Consider the following 24,078-nt stretch of genomic DNA (forward strand, 5'->3'; position numbering starts at 1 on the left):
CGGAACGGGGATCCTCCTTTCCGTCCATCTCCGTGCATCGGGGGTTCTCGCTGGTTTCTGCTGGTTCCCCTCGGCTTTCCGCCGGTGTCCGGTCCGTTCCCGGCGTTTTATCGCCGGTCGTTTCCCCGATGCCGGAAAGCGGGCGAATGCGCGACGGAGAACCGGGGCGGAGGGAATGGCGGCCCTCCGCGCTTCATCCCGCGTCATCCCGTGTCCTCCCGCGAAGAGCGCGTACCGGAATTCACCGCGCCGATTCCTGTGCGCCTCCCCGTGGTTTCCCGTGGTCTCTGTGGTTCCCGTGGCGCCCTCGGGAATCCCGGCGGTGGAGTGGCGCATCAGCTGTCCAGCAGGAAGCCCAGCGGTCCGCGGAGGTCGGCAGGCCCGCGGTAGTGCACGCCGGTCATCCCGAGGCCGGCCGCGGCTTCGACGTTCTCCGGCCGGTCATCCACGAAGAGGCACCGGTGCATGGCGACCCCCGCCCGCTCGGCCGCGATCTCGTAGATCGCACGCTCCAGCCTTGCCGGCTCCGTCATGTCGTAGAAGCGGATCACGTTGTCGAGGTCGCAGAGCACCGCGTCGAAGGGCCGGCCGGTCATCGGGGAAGTCGTCACCGCCCCTGGGTAGCACGGCGGGTCAGGCCGCGGGTGGCCGACGGGAACTCCCGTCACGGGTGCCCTGCCGGCGGCTGTCCCGCTCCGCGCCGCCCCGCCCACGTCACGCGTCCCTGCCCGCCTTCTGACCTACCGTCAGAATGTAACCTGTTCTAGTCTGTTGCGTATGGGCATCGGAATCAGCGCAGACCACCGTGACCTGGCCGAGGCGGCGGGGGGCTGGGCCGCGCGGGCCGTGCCGCCCGAGGAGGTGCGCAAGCTGCTCGACGCCGCGCACCGACCGCAGGGGCGGCCCGCTTACTGGGACCAGCTCGCCGCCCAGGGCCTGCTGGGGCTCCACCTCCCCGAGGCCGACGGCGGTGGCGGCGGTGAACTGCTCGATCTCGCCGTCGTGCTGGAGGAAATGGGCCGCGCCGCGCTCCCCGGCCCCTACCTGCCCACCACCCTCGCCGCCGAGCTGCTGCACCGCAGCGGCGGCCACCGGCCCCTCGTACGGGCCCTGGCCGAGGGGGAGCGCATCGCCGCCGTCGCCCTGGGGCCCGGCTCCCTCACCGCCACGGCGCACGCCGACGGCTACGTCCTGGACGGCACCGCGCCCCCGGTCCTGGCCGGCGCCGATGCGGATCTGCTGGTGCTGGCCGCGCAGACCTCCACGGACACCGTCTGGCTCGCCGTCGACGCCGGGACCTTGTCCGTACGCGTCCAGGAGAGCGCCGATCCGACCCGGCCGACCGCCGAGGTGAGCGCCGACGCCGTGCCGGTGCCCGGCGACCGGCTGCTGGCCGTCGACAGCGACCTCGTCCGCGACACCGCCGGGGTGCTGTTCGCCGCGGAGAGCTGCGGAACGGCCGCATGGTCGCTGCACACCGCAGCCGAATATGCCAAGGTGCGCGAGCAGTTCGGCCGTCCGATCGGCCAGTTCCAGGCGGTCAAGCACCTCTGCGCCGATATGCTCGTCCGCTGCGAGCAGGCCCGCGCCCTGGTCTGGGACGCGGCCCGCGCGCTGCACGAGCCGCCCGCGGTCCGCGCGCTGGTCGCGGCGCTGGCCACCGCGACCGCCTTGGAAGCCTCCTTCAGCTGCGCCAAGGACTGCATTCAGGTGCTCGGCGGCATCGGCTTCACCTGGGAACACGACGCCCACCTCCATCTGCGGCGGGCGACCGTGGCCCGCCAGCTGCTCGGCAGCGGCGACACCCACCTGCTGCGCGCCGCCCGCCACGGCGCCGACGGTGCCCGGCGCGCCCTGCACCTCGAACTCCCCGCCGCGGCACAGGAGTACCGGGCCGCGGCCCGCACCGTCGTCGACGGCGTCCGCGGCCTCGACCCCGCGGCCGTACGGCGCGCACTCGCCCCCTCCGGCTATGCCGCGCCGCACCTCCCCGAGCCCTACGGACTGGGCGCGGGCCCCGTACAGCAACTGGCCATCCAGCAGGAGTGCGCCGCGGCCGGCGTCCGCATCAGCGATCTGGGCATCGCGACCTGGGTGGTCCCCTCGCTGATCGCCCACGGCACCCAGGAGCAGCAGGAGCGTTACCTGCTGCCGTCACTGTGCGGCGACCTGCTGTGGTGCCAGCTGTTCTCCGAGCCCGAGGCCGGCTCGGACCTGGCCTCCCTGCGCACCCGCGCCGAGCGGACGGACGACGGCGGCTGGCGGATCAACGGCCAGAAGGTGTGGACCTCGGCCGCCCAGGGGGCGAGCCACGGCATTCTGCTCGCCCGCACCGACCCCAAGGCCCCCAAGCGCAAGGGGCTGACCTTCTTCGTCGTCGAGATGAAGACCCCCGGCATAGGCGTCCGCCCGCTGAAGGAGATCACCGGCGACGCCCTCTTCAACGAGGTCTACTTCGACGATGTGCTGCTGCCGGCCGACGCGGTGGTCGGCGAGGTCGACGACGGCTGGAGGGTGGCCCGTACCACCCTGGACAACGAACGCATCCACATGGCCGACCAGTTGACCTTCGATACCGGCCTGGAGGCGCTGCTCGACCGCGCCGCGGGGCTGGACGCGACGGTGCGGGCGAAGGTGGGCGCGCTGGCCGCCGAGGCGCACGCCCTGGGCTGCATCGGGCTGCGCGCCACGCTCCGGCAGGTATCGGGCCTGGAGCCGGGGGCGGGCGCCAGCATCCGCAAGCTGGTGCAGACCCCGCACCAGCAGAAGGTCGCCGAGCTGGCGCTGGAACTGCTCGGACCGGACGGCGCGGTGCGGGAAGGGGCCGGCGGACGGGCGCTGCACGGCTTCTTGATGTCGCGCTGTCTGACCATCGCCGGCGGCACCACCCAGGTGCAGCTGAACGTCGTCGCGGAGCGGCTGCTCGGCCTGCCCCGGGACCCGGAGCCCCGCCCGCTGATCTGAGACTCCCCGTATCCGGCCGCTTCCAGGAGGACATCCATGGCTGGCAAGGCGTACGTCGTAGGCGTCGGGATGACGAAGTTCGAGAAGCCCGAGACCCGCGAATGGCAGTACTGGGACATGGCGAAGGAAGCGGGCTCCAAGGCGCTCGCCGACGCCGGGATCGGCTACGAGGCGGTCGAGCAGCTGCCGGTCGGCTTCTGCTACCAGGCCTCGACGGCAGGCCAGCGCGCCGCCTACGAACTGGGCCTGACCGGCATCCCCGTCTACAACGTCAACAACAACTGCGCGACCGCCTCGACCGCGCTGATGATGGCGCGGCAGTTCGTCGAGGCCGGGATCAATGACTGTGTCATGGCGCTCGGCTTCGAGAAGATGAAGCGGGGCGCGCTGGGCGGCGGCGCGGACGGCGGCGATTTCCAGACCTCGCCGGTGGCCCGCCACTACGGCGTGATGGCTGCCGCCCACGGCTTCGAGATGACCCCGCCCACCGCCCAGATCTTCGGCAACGCGGCCCGCGAGCACATGGAGCGCCACGGCACCACCGCCGAACAGCTCGCCGCGGTCGGCGCCAAGAACCACCGGCACTCCGCCCACAACCCCCACGCCCAGTTCCAGGACGTCTACACCGTCGAGGAAGTCCTCGCCGCCAGGACCATTCACCGGCCGCTGACCAAGCTGCAGTGCTCTCCGACCTCCGACGGTGCGGCCGCGGCCGTGGTCGCCTCCGAGCGCTTCGTCCGCGAACACGGCCTGGCCGACCGGGCGGTGGAGATCGTCGCGCAGGCCATGACGACCGACACCGAGGAAAGTTTCGCCTCCGGTTCCTGCATCGATGCCGTCGGCAAGCCCATGACACGGGCCGCGGCCCGGCAGGCCTTCGCGGCCGGTGGCCTCGGCATCGAGGACGTCGACGTCATCGAGCTGCACGACTGCTTCTCCGTCAATGAGCTGCTGACCTACGAGGCCCTGGGCATGTGCGCGGACGGGGAGTCGGGAAAGCTGGTCGCCGACGGTGCCACGACCTACGGCGGCCGCTGGGTGGTCAATCCGTCCGGTGGTCTGATCTCCAAGGGGCATCCACTGGGCGCGACGGGCCTGGCCCAGACCGCCGAGCTGGTCTGGCAGCTCCGCGGCACGGCGGGCCAACGCCAGGTCCCCGGCGCCCGCGTGGCCCTGGCGCACAACATCGGCCTGGGCGGCGCCGCGGTGGTGACTTTGCTGCGCAGGTGACCGGGTGGCCGGGTGGCCGGGTGGCCGGGTGACCGGGTGACCGGGTGACCGGGTGGCCGGGTGGCCGGACCAGGTGACCAGGTGTGCCATCCCGTAGGGGCCCACCCCTACGGCCCCGGCCTCCTGCGCCTCACCCCGCCGCCCGCCCTTGAGTCCTCTCCTCTGCCGCGCCCCTCCTCCCCCCACGCCCTCCGTCCCGCGTCCTAGGTCTCCAGTCAGGTGGTCCATGCACCGATATACCGATGCGGGAGCCAAGGGGTGAATGCGAGCATGGGCGGCATGCCGCCGATAGCCGCCCCCGCCACCATGCCCGAAACCACGCGCCGGACGGCCGCACCGGCGTGGCTGGTGATGCTGCTGGTGTGTGCGGGGCAGTTCCTGGTCGTCCTGGACGTTTCCGTGGTGAACGTCGCCCTGCCCGCCATGCGGACCGGCCTGGGCCTGAGCGAACTGGGCCTGCAGTGGATCGTCAACGCGTATGTGATCACCTTCGCCGGCTTCATGCTGCTCGGTGGCCGGGCCGCCGATCTCTTCGGCCGTAAGCGGGTCTTCGTCCTCGGGCTGGCGCTGTTCACCGTCGCGAGCGTGGGCGGCGGGCTGGCCCAGCAGCCCTGGCAGCTGATCGCGGCCCGGACGGTCCAGGGCGTCGGCGCCGCCGTGCTCTCACCGGCCACCCTCACGATCCTGACCACGTCGTTTCCGCCCGGTCCGGCCCGTAACCGGGCCATCGCCACCTGGACGGCGGTCGGTGCCGGCGGTGGCGCGGTGGGTGGCCTGGTCGGCGGGGTGCTCACCGAATACCTGTCATGGCGCTGGGTGTTGCTGATCAATGTCCCGGTCGGGGCGCTGGTGCTGACCGGTGCGGTGTGGTGGCTCACCGAGAGCCGGCAGGGCACCGGGCGGCGGCTGGACGTGCCCGGTGCGGTGCTGGTGACCGCCGGGCTCGCGCTGGTGGCGTACGGGATCGTGCAGACCGAGACGGACGGCTGGACCTCGGCCTCCGCGCTGCTGCCGCTGGCCGCCGGGCTGGTCGTGATCGCGGTGTTCCTGGCCGTCGAGGCGCGCGCCAAGGCTCCGTTGATGCCACTGGGGCTCTTCCGGGTGCGCTCGGTCTCCTCGGCGAACGGGGCGATGGTGCTGGCCGGCGCCGCGATGTTCTCGATGTGGTACTTCCTGTCGCTGTACGTGCAGAACGTGCTGGGCTACCGGCCCCTGGAGGCCGGGCTCTCCTTCATCCCGCACTCGCTCTCCATCGTGCTGGGCTCCAAGATCGGGCCGCGGCTGATGAACCGGGTGGGTGCCAAGACCCTGGCCGTCACCGGTGCGGTGATCTCCGCTTCCGGTATGGCGTGGCAGGGGACGATGGACGTCGACGGCACCTACCTCGGCACGATCCTCGGCCCCGGCATCCTGATGGCCCTGGGGGCGGGGCTGACGGCGACGCCGATCGCGGCGATCGCCACGTCCGGCGCCGACCCCGCCGACCAGGGACTGGTCTCCGGGCTGATCAACACCTCCCGCCAGATGGGCGGGGCGCTGGGCCTGTCGGTCCTGTCGACCATCGCCGCGTACCGCATCGCGGTGGGCCACGGCGGTCCGAAGGCCCTGGCGCACGGTTACGGTCTGGCCTTCCAGGTCGGCTCCATGATCCTGCTGGGCAGCATCGTGCTGATGGTCCTCGCGCTGCCCCGGCGACGCGAGGACGCCGCCCACGGCTGAGTTGCGCACGGCGAAGCCGGCCACAGTCGAGTCGTCCGCGGTACCCCCGGCCCGGCCCGCTGCCTCCCCGTTACAACCAACCGTTCCGCCGCGCCGCCCGCACCGCCTCCATGCGGTTGCGGGTGCCGGTCTTGCCGATGGCAGCGGAGAGGTAGTTGCGGACGGTGGCCTGGGAAAGGTGGAGTCTGGCGGCGATGTCGGCGACCGTGGCGCCGTCCACGGCGGTGGTGAGGACGTCGCGTTCGCGCTGGGTCAGGGGGTTGGGGCCGGCGCTCAGCGCCGCCGCGGCGAGGCCGGGGTCGATGACCCGCTCGCCGGCGAGCACCCGGCGGATCGCCGCCGCCAGTTCCTCCACCGGGCCGTCCTTCACCAGGAAACCGGAGGCCCCGGCCTCCATCGCGCGGCGCAGATAGCCGGGGCGGCCGAAGGTCGTCACGATCAGCACCTTGCAGGACGGCAGCTGTTCGCGCAGGTCGGCCGCGGCGTCCAGGCCGCTGCGGCCGGGGAGTTCGATGTCCAGGAGGGCGATGTCGGGGCGGGCGTCCAGGGCGGCGGCGACGATCTGATCGCCCGCCGCGACCTGGGCCACGACCTGCATGTCCTCCTCCAGGTCGAGCAGCAGCGCCAGTGCGCCCCGCATCATCCCCTGGTCCTCCGCCAGCAGGACCTTGATCACCTGGTCAACTCCTCCACGTCCGCCATATCACCCGTGCCGACCGGCAGTTCCGCCGTGACGCGGAAGCCGCGGCGGCCGTCCGGGCCGCTGCGCAGGGTGCCGCCCGCCGCGGCCAGCCGCTCGGCCAGCCCCTTCAGCCCGGTGCCGCCCACCGGTCCCGAAGGGCCGGCCGGCGCCGCGCTGGCCGGCTCCCCGGAGCCCGGCGCGGCAGGTTCCGGGCGGTCCGTGCCGTCCGGTCCCGGCGCACTGGCCGTAGCTCTCAAGTCATCCCCCACCCCGAAGCCGCCCGGCCCGCCGCCCGGATCGCCGCCGCGCCCAGGAACGCGGTCGCGGAGCCAGGCCAGGCCGGGTGCCGGGGCAGCAGCACCGGAGCTTACGGGACCGCGGCCGTCGTCCGTGAGCGTCAGCCGGACCCGCTCCTCGTCGGCGTGGACGTCGATCTCGCAGCGGGTGGCGCCGCTGTGCCGGACGGTGTTGGTGACGCCCTCGCGGACCACCCAGCCCAGCAGCGCACCGGCCTGCGGGGGCAGCGGCGGTCCCGCCTGCCGTACGACGGGTTCGATACCGGCCGCCTCCAGCACCGAACGGGCCCGGTCCAGCTCGGTGGTCAGACTGCCCTCGCGGTAGCCGGTGACCGCCTCACGGATCTCGGTCAGCGCCTGCCGGCCGACCGCCTCGATGTCGGCGGCCTGGGCGAGCGCCGCATCCAGATTGCGCGGGGCCAGCCGGCGGACCGCCTCGGCCTTGACCACCACCACGGACAGGGTGTGCCCCAGCAGGTCGTGCAGATCGCGGGAGAAGCGCAGCCGCTCCTTCTCGACGGCGCTGCGGGCCAGCTCCTGGCGGGTGGTGTTCAGCTCCTGGATGGTGTCGAACAGGCTGAGGACCGTGGCCGTCACCATGCCGGACAGGAAGGTGCCGTACCCGATGCCGAACGAGCCCCACGGGTCGGGACCGTGCCGGCCGACCAGATACCCGGCCGTGCCGCTGAGTGCGATCAGCCAGAGGGCGAGCTTCTTGCCGCGCAGCGCGCGCACCGTGCCCGAGGCCAGCGACAGCAGCGGGAAGAACAGGAACCAGTTGCCGCCGAACCCGAGCGCGATGGCGAAGGTGACGGCGGTCAGCAGGCCGAGGGCGTACACCGGGTGGCGGGAGTCCCGCAGCCGTGGGTTGAAGGAGGACCAGACGACGGTGAGGTAGAGGGAGTTGAAGGCGAGCAGCCCGAGGCCGGCCAGCCACGGATTGCCCGTCTTGCCCTGGATGATGTTGGAAAAGGCACCCAGGCCCATCAGCAGCCACGGCAGGAAGGCGTACTTGCCCGGCCCCCGGTCCGTCTTCCTGCCCGGCCGCTTCGGCCGGCACGAGGGCTCGCCGGCGCCCTCCGCGCCGCCGGGCCCGCCGTCACCCGCGGCCCGCTGCTTGTTGTGCTGCACTGTCACTTCCCCGGTCCGCGCCATCGCCGATCACACCGTTCGTGCGGCCCGACGGTACGCGTACACCGCGTATCCGCCGAAGAGTGCCAGCCAGGCGGCCAGCACCGCTACTGTGCCCAGGTCCGGAGCACTGCCCTGGGCGACGCTCTGGCCGAGTTCGGCGAAGCGGTTGCCGGGCGTCCAGGAGGACAGCGAGCGCAGCCAGGCGGGGAACAGCTCGGCCGGGAACCACAGGCCTCCGGTGATCGACAGCAGCAGCAGGCAGCCCGTGTTGACCATGCCGGTGGACTGCGCGGAGAGGCGGTAGCCGTTGCCGAGGCCGAGCAGGGTGAAGGGGGCGGTGCCGATCCACAGCAGCCCGGCCAGCGCGGCCCACTGCCAGGCCGGCATCCGGACGCCGTTGACCAGTGCGCCCACCAGCAGTACGGAGGCGATGGCCGGCAGTACCGTCACTGAGCCGGTCAGCCCACGGCCTACGACGACCCGTAGCGGGCTCAGCGGGGTGATGCGCAGCTGCCGCAGCCAGCCCAGCTGTTTGTCCTCGGCGACGCCCGTGCCCGTGCCGATCGCCGCGCCCAGCGCGCCGTATGCGGCCATGCCGACCATCGACGCGGTCTTCCACTCCGTACCGGCGCCCCCGGGACCCGCACCGATGTTGGTCATCAGCACGTACATCAGCACCGGCATGCCGATGCCGAAGAGGACGAAGCTCCGGTCGCGCAGGGTGCGACGCACTTCGAGACGGAGGTAGTCGAGCATCACGCAAGCTCCTTCGCGGACCGGGTGGCGGCGGAGTGCACCGGGGTGTGGCCGGCGGCGCTGCCGGAGGTGAGGGTGAGGAAGGCGTCTTCCAGGCCGGTGGGGGTGACCTGCAGTGCGCGGACGAGCCCGAGTCCGGCGAGGGCCACGACGGTCGCGTCGGAGTCCGTCGTCCGCAGCAGCGCGCGGTCGCCGCGCACCTCCACGGCGCTCACGCCGGGCAGGGTGGCCAGCGGCCCGGTCGCCGCGCCCGCGAGGTTGAAGGAGACCAGCGTGCCGCCGGCCCGCTGCTTGATCGCCTCGCCGCTGCCGTCGGCGACCACCCGGCCGCCGTCCATCACCACGATCCGGTCGGCGTGCTCATCGGCCTCCTCCAGATAGTGGGTGGAGAAGACGACGGTGTTGCCGCGGCGGGCGTACGCGCGCATCGAGCGCCAGAAGGCGCGGCGTGCCTCGACGTCCAGCGCCGCGGTCGGCTCGTCGAGCACCAGCAGCTCGGGGTTGCCGGCCAGCGCCACCGCGAAGCGGACCCGCTGGGCCTGCCCGCCGGACAGCCGGTCCACCCGCCGCCCGGCGGCTTCGCTCAGGCCCGCCAGCTCCAGGGCCTCGGTGACCGCCATGGGGCGGGGGTAGGTGGCGGCGACGAACGTGACCAGTTCGCGGACGGTGACCCGCGGCAGGGGCTTGCCGTCCTGCAGCATGGCGCCCACCCTGCCCGCCCGTACCGCCGTCTCCGGGGTGCCGGCGAACAGCCGCACCGGTCCCGTACCGGGCGGCAGCAGCCCCAGCAGCATGGTGAGGGTAGTGGACTTCCCCGCACCGTTGCGCCCGAGCAGCGCCACCGTCTCGCCTGCCGCTATCTCCAGATCCAGCCCGTCCACGGCCCTGACCGCGCCGTAACTCCGTGTCACCCCGGAGAATGCCACCGCCGCGGCGCCGCCTGTCGTGTACGCAGTGCTGACCGGCTCTTTCATCCGTGCCATGCCCCCCGCCTCTCGTTCGATGTCTTTGACGTTACGGAGAGTTGCTGCGGGGCGTTAGAGGCGAATGTGTGTGATCCGCCCTGACAAATGTCACGGTTGACGCGAGGGAGGACGGGTCGCGGGCGCGCCGACGCAGGTGATCCGGGGGGGGAGATCCGACGGGACCCGAGGGATCAAGGCGCATCCGAAAGAATCTGACGCGGCGTCAGGGGGCTTCCGGGCGTGGGACGGATCGGCTATACATGAGGGCCATCGGCTAGAACGCGTTCTAGAAGTCCGAGAGGCATGCCGACGGAGCGCGGCCGCGCCGACCAGGTACGACCCCGGCACGGTCGACGGTGCGGACGGCCGGGCCGGGGTCTTCACAACGTGGTGAAGGAGCAAGCAGCCCCATGCCCATCGACGCCGCCAAGGCCACCTCCGCCGAGCCGCGGACCACCGAACTCGCCTGGGACCACAAGGACGTCCAGCTCTACCACCTCGGCATCGGGGCCGGCGCGGCCACCCCGGAGAAACCTCACCCCGCCACCGACCCGGACGAACTCCGCTACACCCTGGAGAGCGCACTGCACGTCCTGCCCAGCTTCGCCACTGTCGCGGGATTGGGGTCTCCCCTGCTCGAGCGAAGCCGAGAGCTTGGGGAAGGAATGGCCCTCGCCGGCGGGCTCTCCGCCCCGGGCATCGACGTCGACCTCGCCGCGGTGCTGCACGGCGGCCAGACCGTCACCGTGCACCGCGCCCTCCCGGTGAGCGGCCGCGCCACCCAGACCTCGTCCGTCCCCGCGGTGTACGACAAGGGCAAGGCCGCCGTCATCGTGCTGCGCTCCGAAGTCGCCGACGACGACGGGCCCTTGTGGACCTGCGACACCCAGATCTTCGTCCGCGGCGAGGGCGGCTTCGGCGGCGACCGCGGCCCCTCCGCCCGCCTCGGCCTCCCCGACCGCGCCCCCGACCTGCGCACCGAACGCCACATCCGTCCGGACCAGGCGCTGCTCTACCGCCTTTCCGGCGACTGGAATCCGCTGCACGCCGACCCCGGGTTCGCCAAGCTCGCCGGCTTCGACCGGCCGATCCTGCACGGGCTGTGCACCTACGGGGTCACCCTCAAGGCCGTGGTCGACACGCTGCTCGGCGGCGACGTGGCCCGCGTGCGGTCGTACACGACCCGTTTTGCCGGGGTGGTCTTCCCTGGGGAGACGTTGCGGATCGGCCTGTGGCAAGAGCCCGGCCGGATCCAGGTCTCGGTCACGGCCGCCGACCGCGACGACGCGCCGGTACTGGCCGACACGGTGGTGGAGCACAGCTAGCGAGACACCCCGGCAGGGAGACACCCAGCAGTGGGACACCAGTGGGAGACACCCGGTAGCGAGTGCCGTCCGGGGCGCGCCGTCGCCCCGGACGGCCCGGGCTGGGGCGGAATTGCCGTACGTACGAGAGGAGTCGTGACATGCGCGCAGCCGTACAGCACGAGACAGGTCAGGACAAGCTCGAAGTCCTCGACGACGTCGAGGCGGTGGGGTTTGGCCCCGGCAAGGTCAGGATCCGGATCCGGGCGACCGGTCTGTGCCACTCCGACCTCTCGGCGATGAACGGGGTGCTGCCGCAGCCCGCCCCCTTCGTCCCCGGGCACGAGGGCGCGGGCGAAATCCTCGACGTCGGCGACGGCGTCACCGGGCTCGGCCAGGGCGACCGCGTCCTGATGTGCTGGCTGCCCGCCTGCGGCAGCTGTCCGTCCTGCAAGCGCGGCCAGACCCATCTGTGCCTGGCCGGGTTCATGAACGCCGGTACCCCCAATTTCCGGCGCGCCGGCGGTGACGTGTTCGGCTTCGCCGGCACCGGCACCTTCACCGAGGAGGTCGTGGTCGCCGCCAACTGCGCGGTCCCCATCCCGGACGACGTTCCCTACGAGATCGCCGCGCTCATCGGCTGCGGCGTCACCACCGGGCTCGGCGCCGCCCTCAACACGGCCGAGGTGGAGGCGGCTTCCTCGGTCGCGGTGATCGGCTGCGGCGGCGTCGGCATCTCCGTCATCCAGGGCGCGAAGGCCTGCGGTGCGGCCCAGATCATCGCCGTCGACCCGGTTCCCGCCCGCCGGGAGGCCGCGCTCCGCTTCGGCGCGACCGAAGCCGTCGCCCCGGAGGAGTTCGCCGACGCCAAGGCCCGGATCACCGCGGGGGAGGGCTTCGACTACGTCTTCGAGGTGGTCGGCAAGTCCGCCACCGCCCGCACCGCCTACGAGATGACCCGGCGTGGCGGCACCCTGTGCGTGGTCGGCGCGGGAGCCATGGACGACACCTTCCAGGTCAATATGTTCGAGCTGTTCTTCGACGAGAAGCGGATCCTGCCGTCCCTGTACGGGGGCGCGGATGTGCTGCGTTCCTACGAGCGGGCCATCGCCCTGTGGCGGGCCGGCCGGATCGACCTCGAAGGCCTGATCACCCATCGCGTCCGGCTCGCCGAGATCAACGACGCGCTCGACCAGATGCGCTCCGGGACCTCGCTGCGCACCTGCATCGAGATCTGACACCCGCGCTCACGACGCTCCCAGCGCTCACGGCACTCACGGGCCTCACGGCGCGCACCCCGCGCACCGGACCCACCGCACCCACCGCACCCCACCGCGCTCCGCGAAGACTGGAGAGGACAGGAATGGCACAGCCACTGGAGGGCCTGACCGCGATCGTCACCGGTGCCGGGCGCGGCCTGGGCCGCGCCGAAGCCCTCGAACTCGCCCGCCTCGGCGCATCCGTCGTGGTCAACGACTACGGACAGCCGGGCCGCGACGGTTCGGGCGAGGCCTCGGCGGCGCCCGCCGAGGACGTCGTCGCCGAGATCCGTACGGCGGGCGGCCGGGCGGTCGCCCACCTCGGTGACGTCGCCGACCACGACGACGCCCGCGCCCTCGTGCAACTGGCGGTCGAGACCTACGGACGGCTCGACATCCTGGTCAACAACGCGGGCATCCTGCGCGACCGGATGGTGTTCTCGATGACCGAGGACGAGTGGGACTCGGTCATCCGCGTCCACCTCAAGGGCCACTTCAACACCACCCACTTCGCTGCCGCCCACTGGCGCGAGCGCGCCAAGGCGGCCGGTGGCCCGGTGCACGGCCGGATCATCAACACCTCCTCCGAGGCGTTCCTGGCGGGCTCGGCGGGCCAGCCCAACTACGCGGCGGCCAAGGGGGGAATCGTCGGCCTGACCACGTCCACGGCCCTGGCGCTGGCCAAATACGGCGTGACCACCAATGCGATCTGCCCGCGCGCCCGTACCCGTATGACGGAGGACGTCTTCGCCGGCTTTCCCGCACATCCGGGGGGCCGGGAGGCAGGGGAGGGCGAGGGGGGCGGGCTCGATGTGCTCGCGCCCGAGCACGTCGCACCGCTCGTGGGCTATCTCGCCTCGTCGGCCGCGGCCCGGGTCAACGGCCAGTTGCTGGTCGTGCACGGCGGCATGGTCGCCATCGCCGAACGCCCGCGCATCGCCGTCAAGTTCGACACCGGCAAGGATCTCTTCAGCTTCGAGGAGCTGGATGAACTGCTGAGCCCGTACTACGCGCAGCGCCCGCCGGACGAGACCTTCGCGGCGGCCGAGGTGCTGGCCCTCAAGCACGACTGACCCGCCGCGCGGTGCGCCGTGCACCACGGCCGTGGCCGCCGCCCGCGAGGACGCGGTGCGGCGGCCACGGCCGTTCGTACGGTCGGCGAGCGGGGCGCGCCGGACCGCCTTACGCGTCCTGCGGCTGCTTGTCCCGGCGGTGCCGGCCATGGGCGGCGGAGCCGGACTCCTCGGCGGCGGCCGGGCCGCGGTGCTTGCCGGAGCTTGCGGCCGCGGCGGCCTGGGCGGATGCCTCCTGGGGGCTCGCCTGGGTCGTGTCGGTTCGGGCTTCGGACATGGAAAGAGTCACTCCGTCAGATTGCTTACAGCTGTACGCGTCGGGACCTCGCCCGACGACCGCCAAGGCTGACCCGAGCGGCACTGTCGGTGGCCGGTCAACCGGCTGCGTAGCCCCCGCCCGAAATTCTAACGGGGCCGGAAATCGCGCTTCACCGGGTCTACCGGGCCGCCTGAGGTGCCTGTTGCAGGGGAACTGGCCTGCACATTCCAGGATGTGGGGGAAGGCTCCGCGGTTCCGTGGTTGCGGGCCGGGGTTGTGCAGATGCTGTGGAGCGGTTGTCAGTATCCGCCGCATCCGGGAAAATCCCCCCGCCGCTCCCGGCGGCCGTCACGGGCACCGCCCCGGAAGGTGCCTCTTGCATCTCCTGCTGCATCGCCTGCATCGCCTGCATCTCCGGCGCCTCCTGCTCCGGCTGTTGTGGCGGTACCGGCTGCGCCTCCTGCACCGCTTGCTCCGGCGGCTCCACCAGCCGCTCAGCCCATGCCGGCCCCTCGGCAACCACCGCCCCCGCCGGCTCCGCTGTCTCCACAGCCCCCACCGGCTCCGCCACCCCCACCGGCTCCGCCACCCCCACCGGCAGAAAGACCCGCGCCACCCCGCACGGCTCCGCCCCCGTCGCGTACGGCAGCAGCAGTTCACCGTCCGCCGTCCACAGCCCGGCACCCGCCAGCCACCCCTCCGGCGCCGGGTGGTGCCGCAACTGCCGCTCCGCGGGCCGCCAGACACCCAGCCATGTCCCGTTCGCCGCGGCCACCCGGAACGCCACCGCACAGCTCTCCGGCGCCAGCATCTGTCCCGGCTGCATCGCGAACGGTGTGAGGGCCGCCTGCGCCGGACGCAGGCACTCCGGGAAGCGCACCGGCAGACTGCTGCCCAGTACGCACCAGCCCAGCCGGTCGTGCCCCGGGGCGTCCGACCGCAGGAGCAGCAGCCCGCTGTCCGGATCGGCGAGCAGCAGCCGGTCGTTGCTCTCCTCGGTGATCTGCAGCAGCGGACCGGTCTCGCCGCCCCGCTCCAGATCGACCACCACGGTCTTCGTCCGGCCGTCCGTCTCCCGGTCCAGCGCCAGCAGCCGGCCGCCGCGGTCCAGCCAGACGCCTCCCGTACAGCGTCCCGGGATACGGGCGGCCCGCTCGGGTCCTTCCGTACCGCCGTGCAGCAGCCAGAGGGTGGTGTGGTGCTCCTCGGGAGCCAGGGCGTAGCCCCGTTTCCCGCCGGGGGCGGGCGGCAGCAGGGTCAGCGCGGGGGCGTGCACGGCGCCCAGCAGGAGTTCACCGGTGCCGGGGCCCGCCGGGTAGAGCAGGGAGACGGCGAAACGGCCGGCGACCCGACGCAGGATCAGCACCCGTCCGTCCGCGAGCGGCAGCAGCGCGCTGTCCGGTTCCTCGGGCTGGTTGCCCTGCAGCGGCACGGCGTAGGGCTCGGGGCCGTTCAGCGTCCAGCGCTCCGGAAACCAGTTCCCGGCGGCGTCGTCGTGACGGGCGAGCCGGGCGGCGTACGAACCGTCGGCGGCGATCGTCAGCGCCGCACGGTGCGTGCGGTCCCGCACGTCCCGCACGTCCCGCATGTCCTGCATGTCCCGCATGTCCCGCGCACTGGCGTCCTCAGTGGCGCAGATCGTCATCGCAAGGTCACCTCCAGTCGGCAACCGAAGCTAGTTTTCGCACGTCCGGCCGATCGCCGGGAGACGCCACACTTCACGCATAAGGGTGGCGATCGTCCGGTTCGCCGGTTCCCGGCAGGAGGGTTGTGCCTCGGATCTCCGGCACGGGCGGTGCGGATCTCCGGCACGGGCCGGTACGGATTTCTGGCACGGGCCGGTACGGATTTCCGGCACGGCCGGTGCGGATTTCCCGCATGGGCAGGGCGGCGGAGGGGCAGGGGCGGGGGAGACGACCCGAGGGCCCCGCGCCATGTCACAGCTGGGAGGTAATCTTCCACCCGTGCCCGTACTGTCTGAAGTCCTCACCGCGCTCGACGCCCTCTGGCCCCCCGAGCGGGCCGAAGGGTGGGACGCCGTCGGCACGGTCTGCGGAGATCCCGGCGCCGAGGTCCGCCGGGTGCTGTTCGCCGTCGACCCGGTCCAGGAGATCGTCGACGAGGCGGTGCAGCTCGGCGCCGACCTCCTCGTCACCCACCACCCGCTCTATCTGCGCGGGACGACGACGGTGGCGGCCTCGACCTTCAAGGGCAAGGTCGTGCACACGCTCATCAAGCACGACATCGCCCTGCACGTCGCGCACACCAACGCCGACACCGCCGACCCCGGTGTCTCCGACGCCCTGGCCGGCGCGCTGGACCTGCGTATCCTCGGCCCGCTGGTGCCGGACCCGAGCGATCCGGCGGGCCGCCGTGGCCTGGGCCGGATCTGCGAGCTGCCGCATCCGATGACGCTGGCCGAGCTCGCCGCATACGCCGCGGAACGGCTGCCCGCCACCGCCCAGGGCATCCGGGCGGCCGGCGACCCGGACCGCGAGATCCGGACCCTCGCCGTCTCCGGCGGCTCCGGCGACAGCCTCTTCGATGACGTACGGGCGGCCGGTGTGGAGGCGTTCCTCACCGCCGACCTGCGCCACCACCCGGCCTCCGAGGCCGTCCAGACCACCGGAGACCGCCCGCCGGCGCTGCTCGACGCCGCCCACTGGGCCACCGAATGGCCGTGGTGCGAGCAGGCCGCGGCCCAGCTCGATGCGGTCTCCGACCGGCACGACTGGGGACTGCGCACGCACGTCTCCCGTACGGTCACCGACCCCTGGACCGCCCACGCGGCGTCCACCCCCTTCTTCGCCCCGACCCACACCACAGGAGCCCCACGCTGAACGCCGCGCCCGCCGACCAGATCCGCCTCCTCGACGTCCAGGCCCTGGACGTGAGGCTCACCCAGCTCGCCCACCGGCGCAACAACCTGCCCGAGCTGGCCGAGCTGCAGACCCTGGAGGCCGACCTCATCCAGCAGCGCGACCTGCTCGTCGCCGCGCAGACCGAGGAGAGCGACACCAGCCGCGAGCAGACCAAGGCCGAGCAGGACGTGGACCAGGTGCGCCAGCGCGCCGCCCGCGACCAGAAGCGCCTGGACTCCGGTGCCGTCACCTCCCCCAAGGACCTGGAGAACCTCCAGCGCGAACTGACCTCGCTGGCCAAGCGCCAGGGCGACCTGGAGGACGTCGTCCTGGAGGTCATGGAGCGCCGCGAGAGCGCCCAGGAGCGGGTGACCGAACTGACCGGCCGGGTCGAGGCCATCCAGGCCAAGGTCGATGACGCCGCCGCCCGCCGCGACGCCGCCCACGCCGAGATCGACGCCGAGCGCGGCACGGTCGCCAAGGAGCGCGAGCTGACCGTCGCCGACATCCCGGCCGATCTGCTGAAGCTCTACGACAAGATCCGCGCGAAGGAGGGCGGCGTCGGCGCGGCCCGCCTCTACCAGCGCCGCTGCGAGGGCTGCCGCCTGGAGCTGAACATCACCGAGGTCAACGACGTCCGTGCGGCCGCCCCCGATGCGGTGCTGCGCTGCGAGAACTGCACCCGCATCCTGGTCCGTACGCCCGACTCGGGTCTGTAGGCCGTGTCGCGCGCGCTGATCGTCGAGGCGGACGGCGGCTCCCGGGGCAACCCGGGACCGGCCGGCTACGGCGCGGTCGTCCTCGACCCGGAGTCCGGCGAGGCGCTGGCCGAGGCCGCCGAGTTCATCGGCACCGCCACCAACAACGTCGCCGAGTACAAGGGCCTGGTGGCCGGTCTGCGGGCGGCGCATGCGATCGATCCGCAGGCCCGCATCCGGGTGCGGATGGACTCCAAGCTCGTCGTCGAGCAGATGTCGGGACGCTGGAAGATCAAGCACCCGGACATGAAGCCGCTGGCCGCCGAGGCCGGTGCGGTCTTCCCGCCCGGCCAGGTCACCTACGAGTGGATCCCGCGCGCGCAGAACAAGCACGCGGACCGGCTCGCCAACGAGGCGATGGACGCCGGGAAGATCGGCCGGCAGTGGGAGCCGGGCAACTCCACGGCGGCGCTCGTCACCGCGGCCGCGCCCGCCCGCAGCGCCGCCGCCCGGGCCGCCGACGAGGCGGTGGCGACGGCGGAGGAGGCCGCGTCCTCGGCCGCCCCGGCCGTCGGCTGGGGGTCCCCCGACCTCGGCCCGCCGGCGACCTTCGTCCTGCTGCGGCACGGCGAGACCCCGCTGACGCCCGAGAAGCGGTTCTCCGGCAGCGGCGGCACCGACCCCGCGCTCTCCGCCGCCGGGCGCCGCCAGGCCGAGGCGACCGCCGCCGCGCTCGCCGCCCGGGGCACGATCCAGGCCGTCGTCAGCTCTCCGCTGCGGCGCTGCCGGGAGACCGCCGGTGCGGTCGCGGACCGGCTCGGCCTGGAGGTCCGTATCGAGGAGGGCCTGCGCGAGACCGACTTCGGGGCGTGGGAGGGGCTGACGTTCGCCGAGGTGCGCGAGCGCCACCCCGACGACCTCGATGCCTGGCTCGGCTCCGCCAAGGTGGCGCCCACCGGAGGCGGCGAGTCCTTCGCGACGGTCGCCCGCCGGGTCGCCGTCGCCCGCGACAAGCTCCTCGCGCGGTACGCGGGCAAGACCGTCCTCGTGGTCACCCACGTCACCCCCGTCAAGACGCTGGTCCGGCTGGCGCTGGGCGCCCCGCCGGAGTCGCTGTTCCGGATGGAGCTGTCCGCGGCGTCGCTCTCGGTCGTCGCGTACTACTCCGACGGCAACGCCTCGCTGCGGCTGCTGAACGACACCTCGCATCTGCGGTAGCCGGTAGCGGCCGTGGCGCGACAGCGCGGCCTCGGCCCCCATGGCGACGGCGACCGGGCCCGGCACCTCACAGACCGAGGTGCCGGGCCCGTCGTCGTACGCGACGGCCTCAGGCCGCCAACGCCGCCGCCTCCCGGGCGAGCCGGCGCACCCGGTCCCAGTCCTGGGCGGCCAGCGCCTCGGCCGGCAGCATCCAGGTGCCGCCGACACAGCCGACGTTCGGCAGCGCCAGATAGGACGGCGCCGCCGCCAGGCCGATGCCCCCGGTCGGACAGAAGCGCGCCTGCGGCAGCGGCGCGGCCAGCGCCCCGAGATACGCGGTGCCGCCCGCAGCCTCGGCCGGGAAGAACTTCATCTCGGTGACGCCCTCCGCCAGCAGCGTCACCACCTCCGAGGCCGTGGAGACCCCCGGCAGGTACGGCACCCCGGAGTCCTGCATCGCGCCCAACAGCCGCGGTGACCAGCCGGGGCTGACCAGAAAGCGGGAGCCGGCCGTCAGGGCCGCCCCGACCTGGCCGGGGGTGAGCAGGGTGCCCGCGCCGATCACCGCCTCCGGGACCTCGTCGGCAACGGCCCGGATCGCGTCCAGCGCGGCGGGTGTCCGCAGGGTCACCTCGATCGCGGGCAGCCCGCCCGCGACGAGCGCCCGGGCGAGCGGTACGGCATCGGCCGCGTCGTCCAGCACGACGACCGGGATGACGGGGGCGAGCCCGAGGACCGAGGAGGGGGCGGCGCGAGTCACGCCGCCCATAGTGGGCCCGCTCGCCCACTCTCCGCAACGAGCGTTGCACATGCTGCAATCATGGCCCCCTCGCTGTCCGCCGGGCGCTCTTGCCGCCGGCCCGCCCCGCCCGTCCGCCCCTGTCCCCCGCCCTACAGCTCCGTCACGATCACATCGACGGCCCAGGCCTTGCCGTCCTTGGCCGGCGGCTCCGCCTCCACCGCGTACCCCAGTCCCCGCAGCGCCTCCACCAGCTCCGCCGGATCCGCCGGCGCCAGGCCCGCCGACAGCAGATCCCGCACCAGCCGTCCCTTGGTCGCCTTGTTGAAGTGGCTGACCACCGTCCGCTTCTCCACGCCGTCCACGGTCTTCGACTGCAGCACCCGCACCGTCGCGGTCCGCCCGGCCACCTCGCCCTTGGGCTTCCAGGCCGTCGCATACGCCGCCGAGCGCAGATCGAGGACCAGCCCGTTCCCCGCGGCCTCGGGCATCACCTCGGCCATCGGCGCCCGCCAGTACGCGCCCAGCGCGCCGAGCCCCGGCAGCTTCACACCCATCGAGCAGCGGTAGGACGGAATCCGGTCGCCGATCCGTACGGCGCCCCACAGCCCCGAGAACACCAGCAGGGACCGCTCGGCCCGCTTCCGGGCGGCCGCGTCCAGGGACGCCAGGCCGAGCGCGTCATAGAGCACCCCGGTGTAGATCTCCCCGGCCGGCCGCGTCCCTGCCGTCCGCAGGCCCGCGTTCTTGGCGATCTCGCCCTTGAGGCCGTCGCTGAGCCCCAGCACCTCCTGGGCCTTGGCCTCGTCCGCCGCGCACAGCCCGACCAGCTCCTCCAGCACCGCCTCACGCGCGTCGGTCAGCGCGGGCAGCGACAGCGCACCGGCATCCAGCGGCGCCCCGGCCGCTCCCGCGGCCTTCCCTTCGGACGGCGGCAACAGCACGAGCACGGTGGTTCTCCCTCACGGCGGTACGGGCGGTACGGCGGGGCGCGGCCCCGGCACAGGGTATGGCCTGCGGCGGACGGGCCGAGAACCCGCGAGGCGCCGTCACCCGGCCGGCAACCGCGCGCCACCCCGGCCCGGTACCCGCAGGTCACCCCGAGGCCGACGACCGCACGCCCCCGGTTCCGTTCCCGCACGTCCCCGGCCCGGCACCCGCACGCCGCGCCGGGAGCGGCCGCCCGCCATACGCTCGATGGCATGCCCCGTCTCCATATGCATGTGACCGACGCAGCCGAGGCCCCGCTGCGGGTCGCGCTGCAGGAGCTGCGTGGAAGGCTGGAGATCCCGGACCACTTCCCGCCCACGGCCCAGGCCGAGGCGGAGAGCGCCGCCCGCGCCCCGCGCATACCGGCCGCCGACGGCGCGGTGGCGACCGAGCACACCCTGGAGGACGCCACCGACCTCCCCCTCTTCACCCTCGACCCGCCCGGCTCCCTCGATCTCGACCAGGCCATGTTCCTGTCCCGGCGCCCCGGCGGCGGCTATCGCGTCCACTACGCCATCGCCGATGTCGCCTCCTTCGTGACCCCCGGCGGCGCCCTGGACGCCGAGGCGCACCACCGGGTGATGACCCTCTACTTCCCCGACGAGCGGGTGCCGCTGCATCCCCAGGTGCTGAGCGAGGGCGCCGCCAGCCTGCTGCCCGACCGGGACCGCCCGGCCGTCCTGTGGCAGCTCGACCTCGACGCGGACGGCGCCCTGACCGCCGCGTCCGTACGCCGCGCCCTGGTCCGCTCCCGCGCCCGGCTGGACTACGCGGGGGTCCAGCGGATCCTGGACGACGGGACGGCCGAGGAGCCGCTTGCCCTGCTCCGCGAGATCGGCCTGCTGCGCGAGGAGCTGGAGGTCGCCCGGGGCGCGATCTCCCTCCACGTCCCCGAGCAGGAGATCGTCGAGCGGGACGGCCACTACACCCTCGAATACCGCGCCCCGCTCCCGGCCTACGGCTGGAACGCGCAGCTCTCCCTGCTCACCGGCATGGCGGCGGCCGAACTGATGCTGGCCTCCGGCACCGGCATCCTCCGCACGCTGCCCACGGCCCCCGACGGCTCCGTCGCCCGGCTCCGCCTGACCGCCCGCGCGCTCGGCGTCGACTGGCCGCACCACACCTCGTACGCGGCGCTGATCCGCACCCTCGACCCGCGGCGCCCCGCCCAGGCCGCGTTCCTGCAGGAGTGCACCGCCCTGCTGCGCGGCGCCGGCTACACCGTCTTCGACGGCACCGCGCCACGGTCCTCACAGGCGTTGCACGCCGCGGTCGCCGCCCCGTACGCGCATGCCACCGCGCCGCTGCGGCGGCTGGCCGACCGCTACACCTCCGAGCTGTGCCTGGCCGCCTCGGCCGGCGCCGAACCGCCCGGCTGGGTGCGCAGCGCGCTGCCCGCCCTGCCCCGCGAGATGGAGACCGGTGCCCAGCGCGCCAACCTGGTGGAGCGTTCCTGCGTCGACCTGGTGGAAGCGGCGCTGCTCCGGGACCGGGTCGGCGAGATCTTCGAGGCGCTGGTCGTCGACATCCAGGAGAAGGACCCCACCCACGGCACCGTCCACCTCTACGACCCGGCCGTCATCGGCACCGTCGAAACCGCCCCGGAAGGCCCCGCGCTGCCCTTGGGCCACCGCATCCCGGTCCGCCTCGCCGAAGCCGAACCGGGCCACCACCCCGTCCGCTTCACCCCTGCCTGACCGCGGCCCCGCCCCTCTCCGGCGCCGCGCCGTCTCCCGTCCCCGGCGCCGAGCTCCCTCCGGACCCCGACCCCGGCCCCGGCCCCGTACCCTCTCCCGTCCCCGCGTGCACCGCCGCCAGTCGCGCCCGCAGGGCCGTCACCGCCGCCCGCGGGTCATCGGCATGGAACCGCACCGTACGCACCGTCTCCCGCCGCCCCAGCAAGCCGACGGCCACGACCGGTTCGGACAGCTCGACGGTGACCGAGGTCTGATCGCCGACCACCAGCTCCACCACCTCGCTGCCGTCCTTCGCCGGCTCCCGGACGAACCGGAGGTCGTGACGCACGGAGGCGATCAGCTCCAGCGGGATCCGGATGTCCCGGCGCGCACCGGCCCGTAGCCACAAGGTCTCCGCCCCCAGCACATGCGGCCGGGTGACCGCCGCCGCCTGCAGCCCCAGTACCACCAGCACCGTGTAGACGTCGAGCACCAGCATCACCGTGTGCGCCACCGGACGGTCCGCCAGCAGCACGCTGACCCCGACCGACTCCACCACACACACGAACGCCAGCCCGTACACGAACGCGGCCTGCGCCCCCGCATACTTCAGAGCCCGCTCACCCGGCGCCACCCCGATCCGCCGCCGCGCCACCCACCAGCCGAGGCTGACCAGCCACCGCGCCTCGTAGGCGGCCAGCCGGCGCAGCGCGGCCCCCCGGCTCACCGCGCACGCTCCGCGACCAGCTGGATCGCCCGGCGTACGGCCTGGGCCTGCGCGGGCGCGAAGTGCGCGTAGTACGCCGCCGTGAACGCACCACCGGACTCCGTGGCCGCGCGCTCCCAGTGCCCCTCCCCGCCGACCGCGGCGACCACCGCCTCCGGAATGCAGTCCGCCAGCGCCCGCGCGGCCGCTTCCACCCGCGGATCGTCCGCCGCGGCCTCCGCCAGCGCGTCGAGCAGGCCGTACACCTCGTACATCCGCTGCATCGCCCCGGGCGCCGCGACCGCCTCCCCCAGCAGCTCCATCATCCGCTTGTTCCCCTCCGCCTCGCCCGTCGTTTCGAGCAGCGCCAGCACCTCCCGTTCCTTCGCCGCCATCGCGGGCTCCGGCCCCGGGCGCGCGGCGGACGCGCGGGCCATCTCCGCGAAGAGTGCCGCGAGTTCGTCCGACACCGGCCCCTCCGCGGGCAGCCCGCCGTGCTCGTCCGCCTGCCGCCGCACCGCCGCCAGCCGGGCCCGCCGCGACCGGATCTCCTCCTCCTGGCGCGCCAGATCCGCGTCGAGCCCGTCCAGCACCTCGTGCAGCTCACGCCCCGCGTCGGCGGCGAGGACGTCCCGCACCTCGTCCAGCCCCAGCCCCAGCTCCGTCAGCCGGCGCACCCGGGCGAGCGCGACCGCGTCCCGCAGCCCGTACTCCCGGTAGCCGTTGGCGCGGCGTTCCGGTTCGGGCAGCAGCCCGAGGTGGTGGTAGTGGCGTACGGCGCGGGTGCTGACGCCGATCAGACCTGCGAGCTCTCCGATTCTCATGCGCCCAGTACAAACGTTGCCGCTGCGACAAGGTCAAGGCCCGGACATGGCGGGAAAAACGGGGAAGCCCGAGAGGGAACGGGGAAGCCCGAGGAGGAACCGGGAAGCCCGAGGGGGGCGGGGAAGCCCGAGGAGGAACCGGGAAGCCCGAGGGGGGCGGGGGAGCCCGGGGTGGAACCGGGAAGCCCGAGGGGGGCGGGGGAGCCCGGGGTGGAACCGGGAAGCCCGGCGAGGACCGTCTTCCCCTACGGGTAGCATGGTCACCACGGCGGACGAGCCGGCCGGACGGCCGCGTGGGGATCACTGATCCCCCCGAGGAACGTCCGGGCTCCACAGGGCAAGGTGGTGGGTAACGCCCACCCGGGGTGACCCGCGGGACAGTGCCACAGAAAACAGACCGCCGGAGGCTTCGGCCTCCGGTAAGGGTGAAACGGTGGTGTAAGAGACCACCAGCCTCCGAGGTGACTCGGAGGGCTAGGTAAACCCCACCTGGAGCAAGGTCAAGAGGAGGCATCGGCTGATGCCTCTGCGCGGACGACCGAGGGCTGCCCGCCCGAGTCCGCGGGTAGACCGCACGAGGCTGCCGGCAACGGCAGCCCTAGATGGATGGCCGTCTCCCCCCGGCCCGCAAGGACCGGAGGCGACAGAACCCGGCGTACAGGCCGACTCGTCCGCCATTACCGCTCTGACCTGGGGGAATGCCCTGGGCGGGCCGTTGTGCGTCCAGCCGGATTGCCCGGGTC

21 protein-coding genes and 1 other RNA gene are annotated in these 24,078 nt (G+C 73.3%); 11 read left to right on the forward strand and 11 right to left on the reverse strand.

What is annotated here, in order from left to right; genetic code table 11:
- Positions 1 to 335 precede the first annotated feature (335 nt).
- Complete coding sequence (locus ABZ851_RS07475) at positions 336 to 611, reverse strand: HAD-IA family hydrolase (RefSeq protein ID WP_361123419.1); 276 nt, start codon at positions 609 to 611, stop codon at positions 336 to 338.
- Between the two features lie 166 nt (positions 612 to 777).
- Here ABZ851_RS07475 and ABZ851_RS07480 point away from each other — a divergent pair, with 166 nt between their 5' ends.
- The 3 genes from ABZ851_RS07480 to ABZ851_RS07490 all read left to right on the forward strand — a co-directional run bounded on the left by ABZ851_RS07480 (position 778) and on the right by ABZ851_RS07490 (position 5,913).
- Complete coding sequence (locus ABZ851_RS07480) at positions 778 to 2,964, forward strand: acyl-CoA dehydrogenase family protein (RefSeq protein WP_361123422.1); 2,187 nt, start codon at positions 778 to 780, stop codon at positions 2,962 to 2,964.
- A gap of 36 nt (positions 2,965 to 3,000) precedes the next feature.
- Positions 3,001 to 4,194, forward strand: a complete 1,194-nt coding sequence (locus ABZ851_RS07485; RefSeq protein WP_361123425.1) for a lipid-transfer protein — start codon at positions 3,001 to 3,003, stop codon at positions 4,192 to 4,194.
- 270 nt (positions 4,195 to 4,464) lie between these two features.
- Entirely contained in the window at positions 4,465 to 5,913 is a 1,449-nt protein-coding gene (locus ABZ851_RS07490) for an MFS transporter (RefSeq protein WP_361123802.1), read from the forward strand.
- A 70-nt stretch (positions 5,914 to 5,983) separates the two neighbouring features.
- On the opposite strand, the gene ABZ851_RS07495 is transcribed toward ABZ851_RS07490, so the two are convergent.
- The 4 genes from ABZ851_RS07495 to ABZ851_RS07510 are packed head-to-tail and all read right to left on the reverse strand — an operon-like array spanning position 5,984 to position 9,764.
- On the reverse strand, positions 5,984 to 6,589 hold the full coding sequence (locus ABZ851_RS07495) for a response regulator transcription factor (RefSeq protein WP_361123428.1): 606 nt from the start codon (positions 6,587 to 6,589) through the stop codon (positions 5,984 to 5,986).
- The gene (locus ABZ851_RS07500) at positions 6,586 to 8,046 is read right to left on the reverse strand and encodes a histidine kinase (RefSeq protein ID WP_361123431.1); all 1,461 of its coding nucleotides are present in this window, start codon (positions 8,044 to 8,046) and stop codon (positions 6,586 to 6,588) included. The genes ABZ851_RS07495 and ABZ851_RS07500 overlap by 4 nt, the downstream gene beginning before the upstream one ends.
- A gap of 6 nt (positions 8,047 to 8,052) precedes the next feature.
- On the reverse strand, positions 8,053 to 8,781 hold the full coding sequence (locus tag ABZ851_RS07505) for an ABC transporter permease (protein ID WP_361123434.1): 729 nt from the start codon (positions 8,779 to 8,781) through the stop codon (positions 8,053 to 8,055).
- Positions 8,781 to 9,764: an ABC transporter ATP-binding protein gene (locus ABZ851_RS07510; protein WP_361123437.1), complete on the reverse strand. Its 984-nt coding sequence runs from the start codon at positions 9,762 to 9,764 to the stop codon at positions 8,781 to 8,783. The genes ABZ851_RS07505 and ABZ851_RS07510 overlap by 1 nt, the downstream gene beginning before the upstream one ends.
- A gap of 392 nt (positions 9,765 to 10,156) precedes the next feature.
- Here ABZ851_RS07510 and ABZ851_RS07515 point away from each other — a divergent pair, with 392 nt between their 5' ends.
- From ABZ851_RS07515 to ABZ851_RS07525, 3 genes are all read left to right on the forward strand, one after another.
- Positions 10,157 to 11,071 carry a MaoC/PaaZ C-terminal domain-containing protein gene (locus ABZ851_RS07515; RefSeq protein ID WP_361123440.1) on the forward strand — a complete coding sequence of 305 codons (915 nt, stop codon included), beginning with the start codon at positions 10,157 to 10,159 and terminating at the stop codon, positions 11,069 to 11,071.
- Positions 11,072 to 11,211: 140 nt separating this feature from the next.
- The gene (locus ABZ851_RS07520; RefSeq protein WP_336051403.1) at positions 11,212 to 12,288 is read left to right on the forward strand and encodes a Zn-dependent alcohol dehydrogenase; all 1,077 of its coding nucleotides are present in this window, start codon (positions 11,212 to 11,214) and stop codon (positions 12,286 to 12,288) included.
- 125 nt (positions 12,289 to 12,413) lie between these two features.
- On the forward strand, positions 12,414 to 13,382 hold the full coding sequence (locus ABZ851_RS07525) for a 3-oxoacyl-ACP reductase (protein ID WP_361123444.1): 969 nt from the start codon (positions 12,414 to 12,416) through the stop codon (positions 13,380 to 13,382).
- Between the two features lie 109 nt (positions 13,383 to 13,491).
- Here the strand turns inward: ABZ851_RS07525 and ABZ851_RS07530 are convergent, their stop codons facing one another.
- Both ABZ851_RS07530 and ABZ851_RS07535 read right to left on the reverse strand, forming a co-directional pair.
- Positions 13,492 to 13,659, reverse strand: coding sequence for a hypothetical protein (locus ABZ851_RS07530; protein ID WP_361123447.1), 168 nt, complete (start codon positions 13,657 to 13,659; stop codon positions 13,492 to 13,494).
- A gap of 160 nt (positions 13,660 to 13,819) precedes the next feature.
- A complete protein-coding gene (locus ABZ851_RS07535; protein ID WP_361123805.1) occupies positions 13,820 to 15,229 on the reverse strand; it encodes a hypothetical protein in 1,410 nt (469 codons plus the stop codon).
- A gap of 376 nt (positions 15,230 to 15,605) precedes the next feature.
- On the opposite strand from ABZ851_RS07535, the gene ABZ851_RS07540 reads away from it, so the two are divergent.
- Genes ABZ851_RS07540 through ABZ851_RS07550 form a run of 3 tightly spaced genes read left to right on the forward strand, consistent with a single transcriptional unit; the run spans position 15,606 to position 18,418 of the window.
- The gene (locus ABZ851_RS07540) at positions 15,606 to 16,481 is read left to right on the forward strand and encodes a Nif3-like dinuclear metal center hexameric protein (protein WP_361123451.1); all 876 of its coding nucleotides are present in this window, start codon (positions 15,606 to 15,608) and stop codon (positions 16,479 to 16,481) included.
- Positions 16,478 to 17,221 (forward strand): C4-type zinc ribbon domain-containing protein, encoded by a 744-nt coding sequence (locus tag ABZ851_RS07545; RefSeq protein ID WP_361123808.1) that lies wholly within the window; start codon positions 16,478 to 16,480, stop codon positions 17,219 to 17,221. The genes ABZ851_RS07540 and ABZ851_RS07545 overlap by 4 nt, the downstream gene beginning before the upstream one ends.
- A 3-nt stretch (positions 17,222 to 17,224) precedes the next feature.
- A complete protein-coding gene (locus tag ABZ851_RS07550) occupies positions 17,225 to 18,418 on the forward strand; it encodes a bifunctional RNase H/acid phosphatase (RefSeq protein WP_361123454.1) in 1,194 nt (397 codons plus the stop codon).
- A 109-nt stretch (positions 18,419 to 18,527) separates the two neighbouring features.
- Here ABZ851_RS07550 and eda read toward each other — a convergent pair whose 3' ends face one another.
- Positions 18,528 to 19,169, reverse strand: coding sequence for a bifunctional 4-hydroxy-2-oxoglutarate aldolase/2-dehydro-3-deoxy-phosphogluconate aldolase (eda, locus tag ABZ851_RS07555; protein ID WP_361123457.1), 642 nt, complete (start codon positions 19,167 to 19,169; stop codon positions 18,528 to 18,530).
- A 122-nt stretch (positions 19,170 to 19,291) separates the two neighbouring features.
- Positions 19,292 to 20,089 carry a peroxide stress protein YaaA gene (gene yaaA / locus ABZ851_RS07560; protein ID WP_361123460.1) on the reverse strand — a complete coding sequence of 266 codons (798 nt, stop codon included), beginning with the start codon at positions 20,087 to 20,089 and terminating at the stop codon, positions 19,292 to 19,294.
- A gap of 252 nt (positions 20,090 to 20,341) precedes the next feature.
- Between yaaA and ABZ851_RS07565 the strand changes: the two genes are divergently transcribed.
- On the forward strand, positions 20,342 to 21,826 hold the full coding sequence (locus tag ABZ851_RS07565; RefSeq protein WP_361123463.1) for an RNB domain-containing ribonuclease: 1,485 nt from the start codon (positions 20,342 to 20,344) through the stop codon (positions 21,824 to 21,826).
- On the opposite strand, the gene ABZ851_RS07570 is transcribed toward ABZ851_RS07565, so the two are convergent.
- Positions 21,813 to 22,532, reverse strand: a complete 720-nt coding sequence (locus tag ABZ851_RS07570; protein ID WP_361123466.1) for a hypothetical protein — start codon at positions 22,530 to 22,532, stop codon at positions 21,813 to 21,815. The genes ABZ851_RS07565 and ABZ851_RS07570 overlap by 14 nt on opposite strands.
- On the reverse strand, positions 22,529 to 23,335 hold the full coding sequence (locus ABZ851_RS07575; protein ID WP_361123469.1) for a MerR family transcriptional regulator: 807 nt from the start codon (positions 23,333 to 23,335) through the stop codon (positions 22,529 to 22,531). The genes ABZ851_RS07570 and ABZ851_RS07575 overlap by 4 nt, the downstream gene beginning before the upstream one ends.
- A 273-nt stretch (positions 23,336 to 23,608) precedes the next feature.
- On the opposite strand from ABZ851_RS07575, the gene rnpB reads away from it, so the two are divergent.
- An RNA gene (gene rnpB, locus ABZ851_RS07580) (RNase P RNA component class A) lies at positions 23,609 to 24,009 on the forward strand.
- The last annotated feature ends 69 nt before the right edge of the window (positions 24,010 to 24,078 follow it).

The organism is Streptomyces sp. NPDC047049 (assembly GCF_040643995.1).
Classification (GTDB): Bacteria; Actinomycetota; Actinomycetes; order Streptomycetales; family Streptomycetaceae; genus Streptomyces; species Streptomyces mooreae.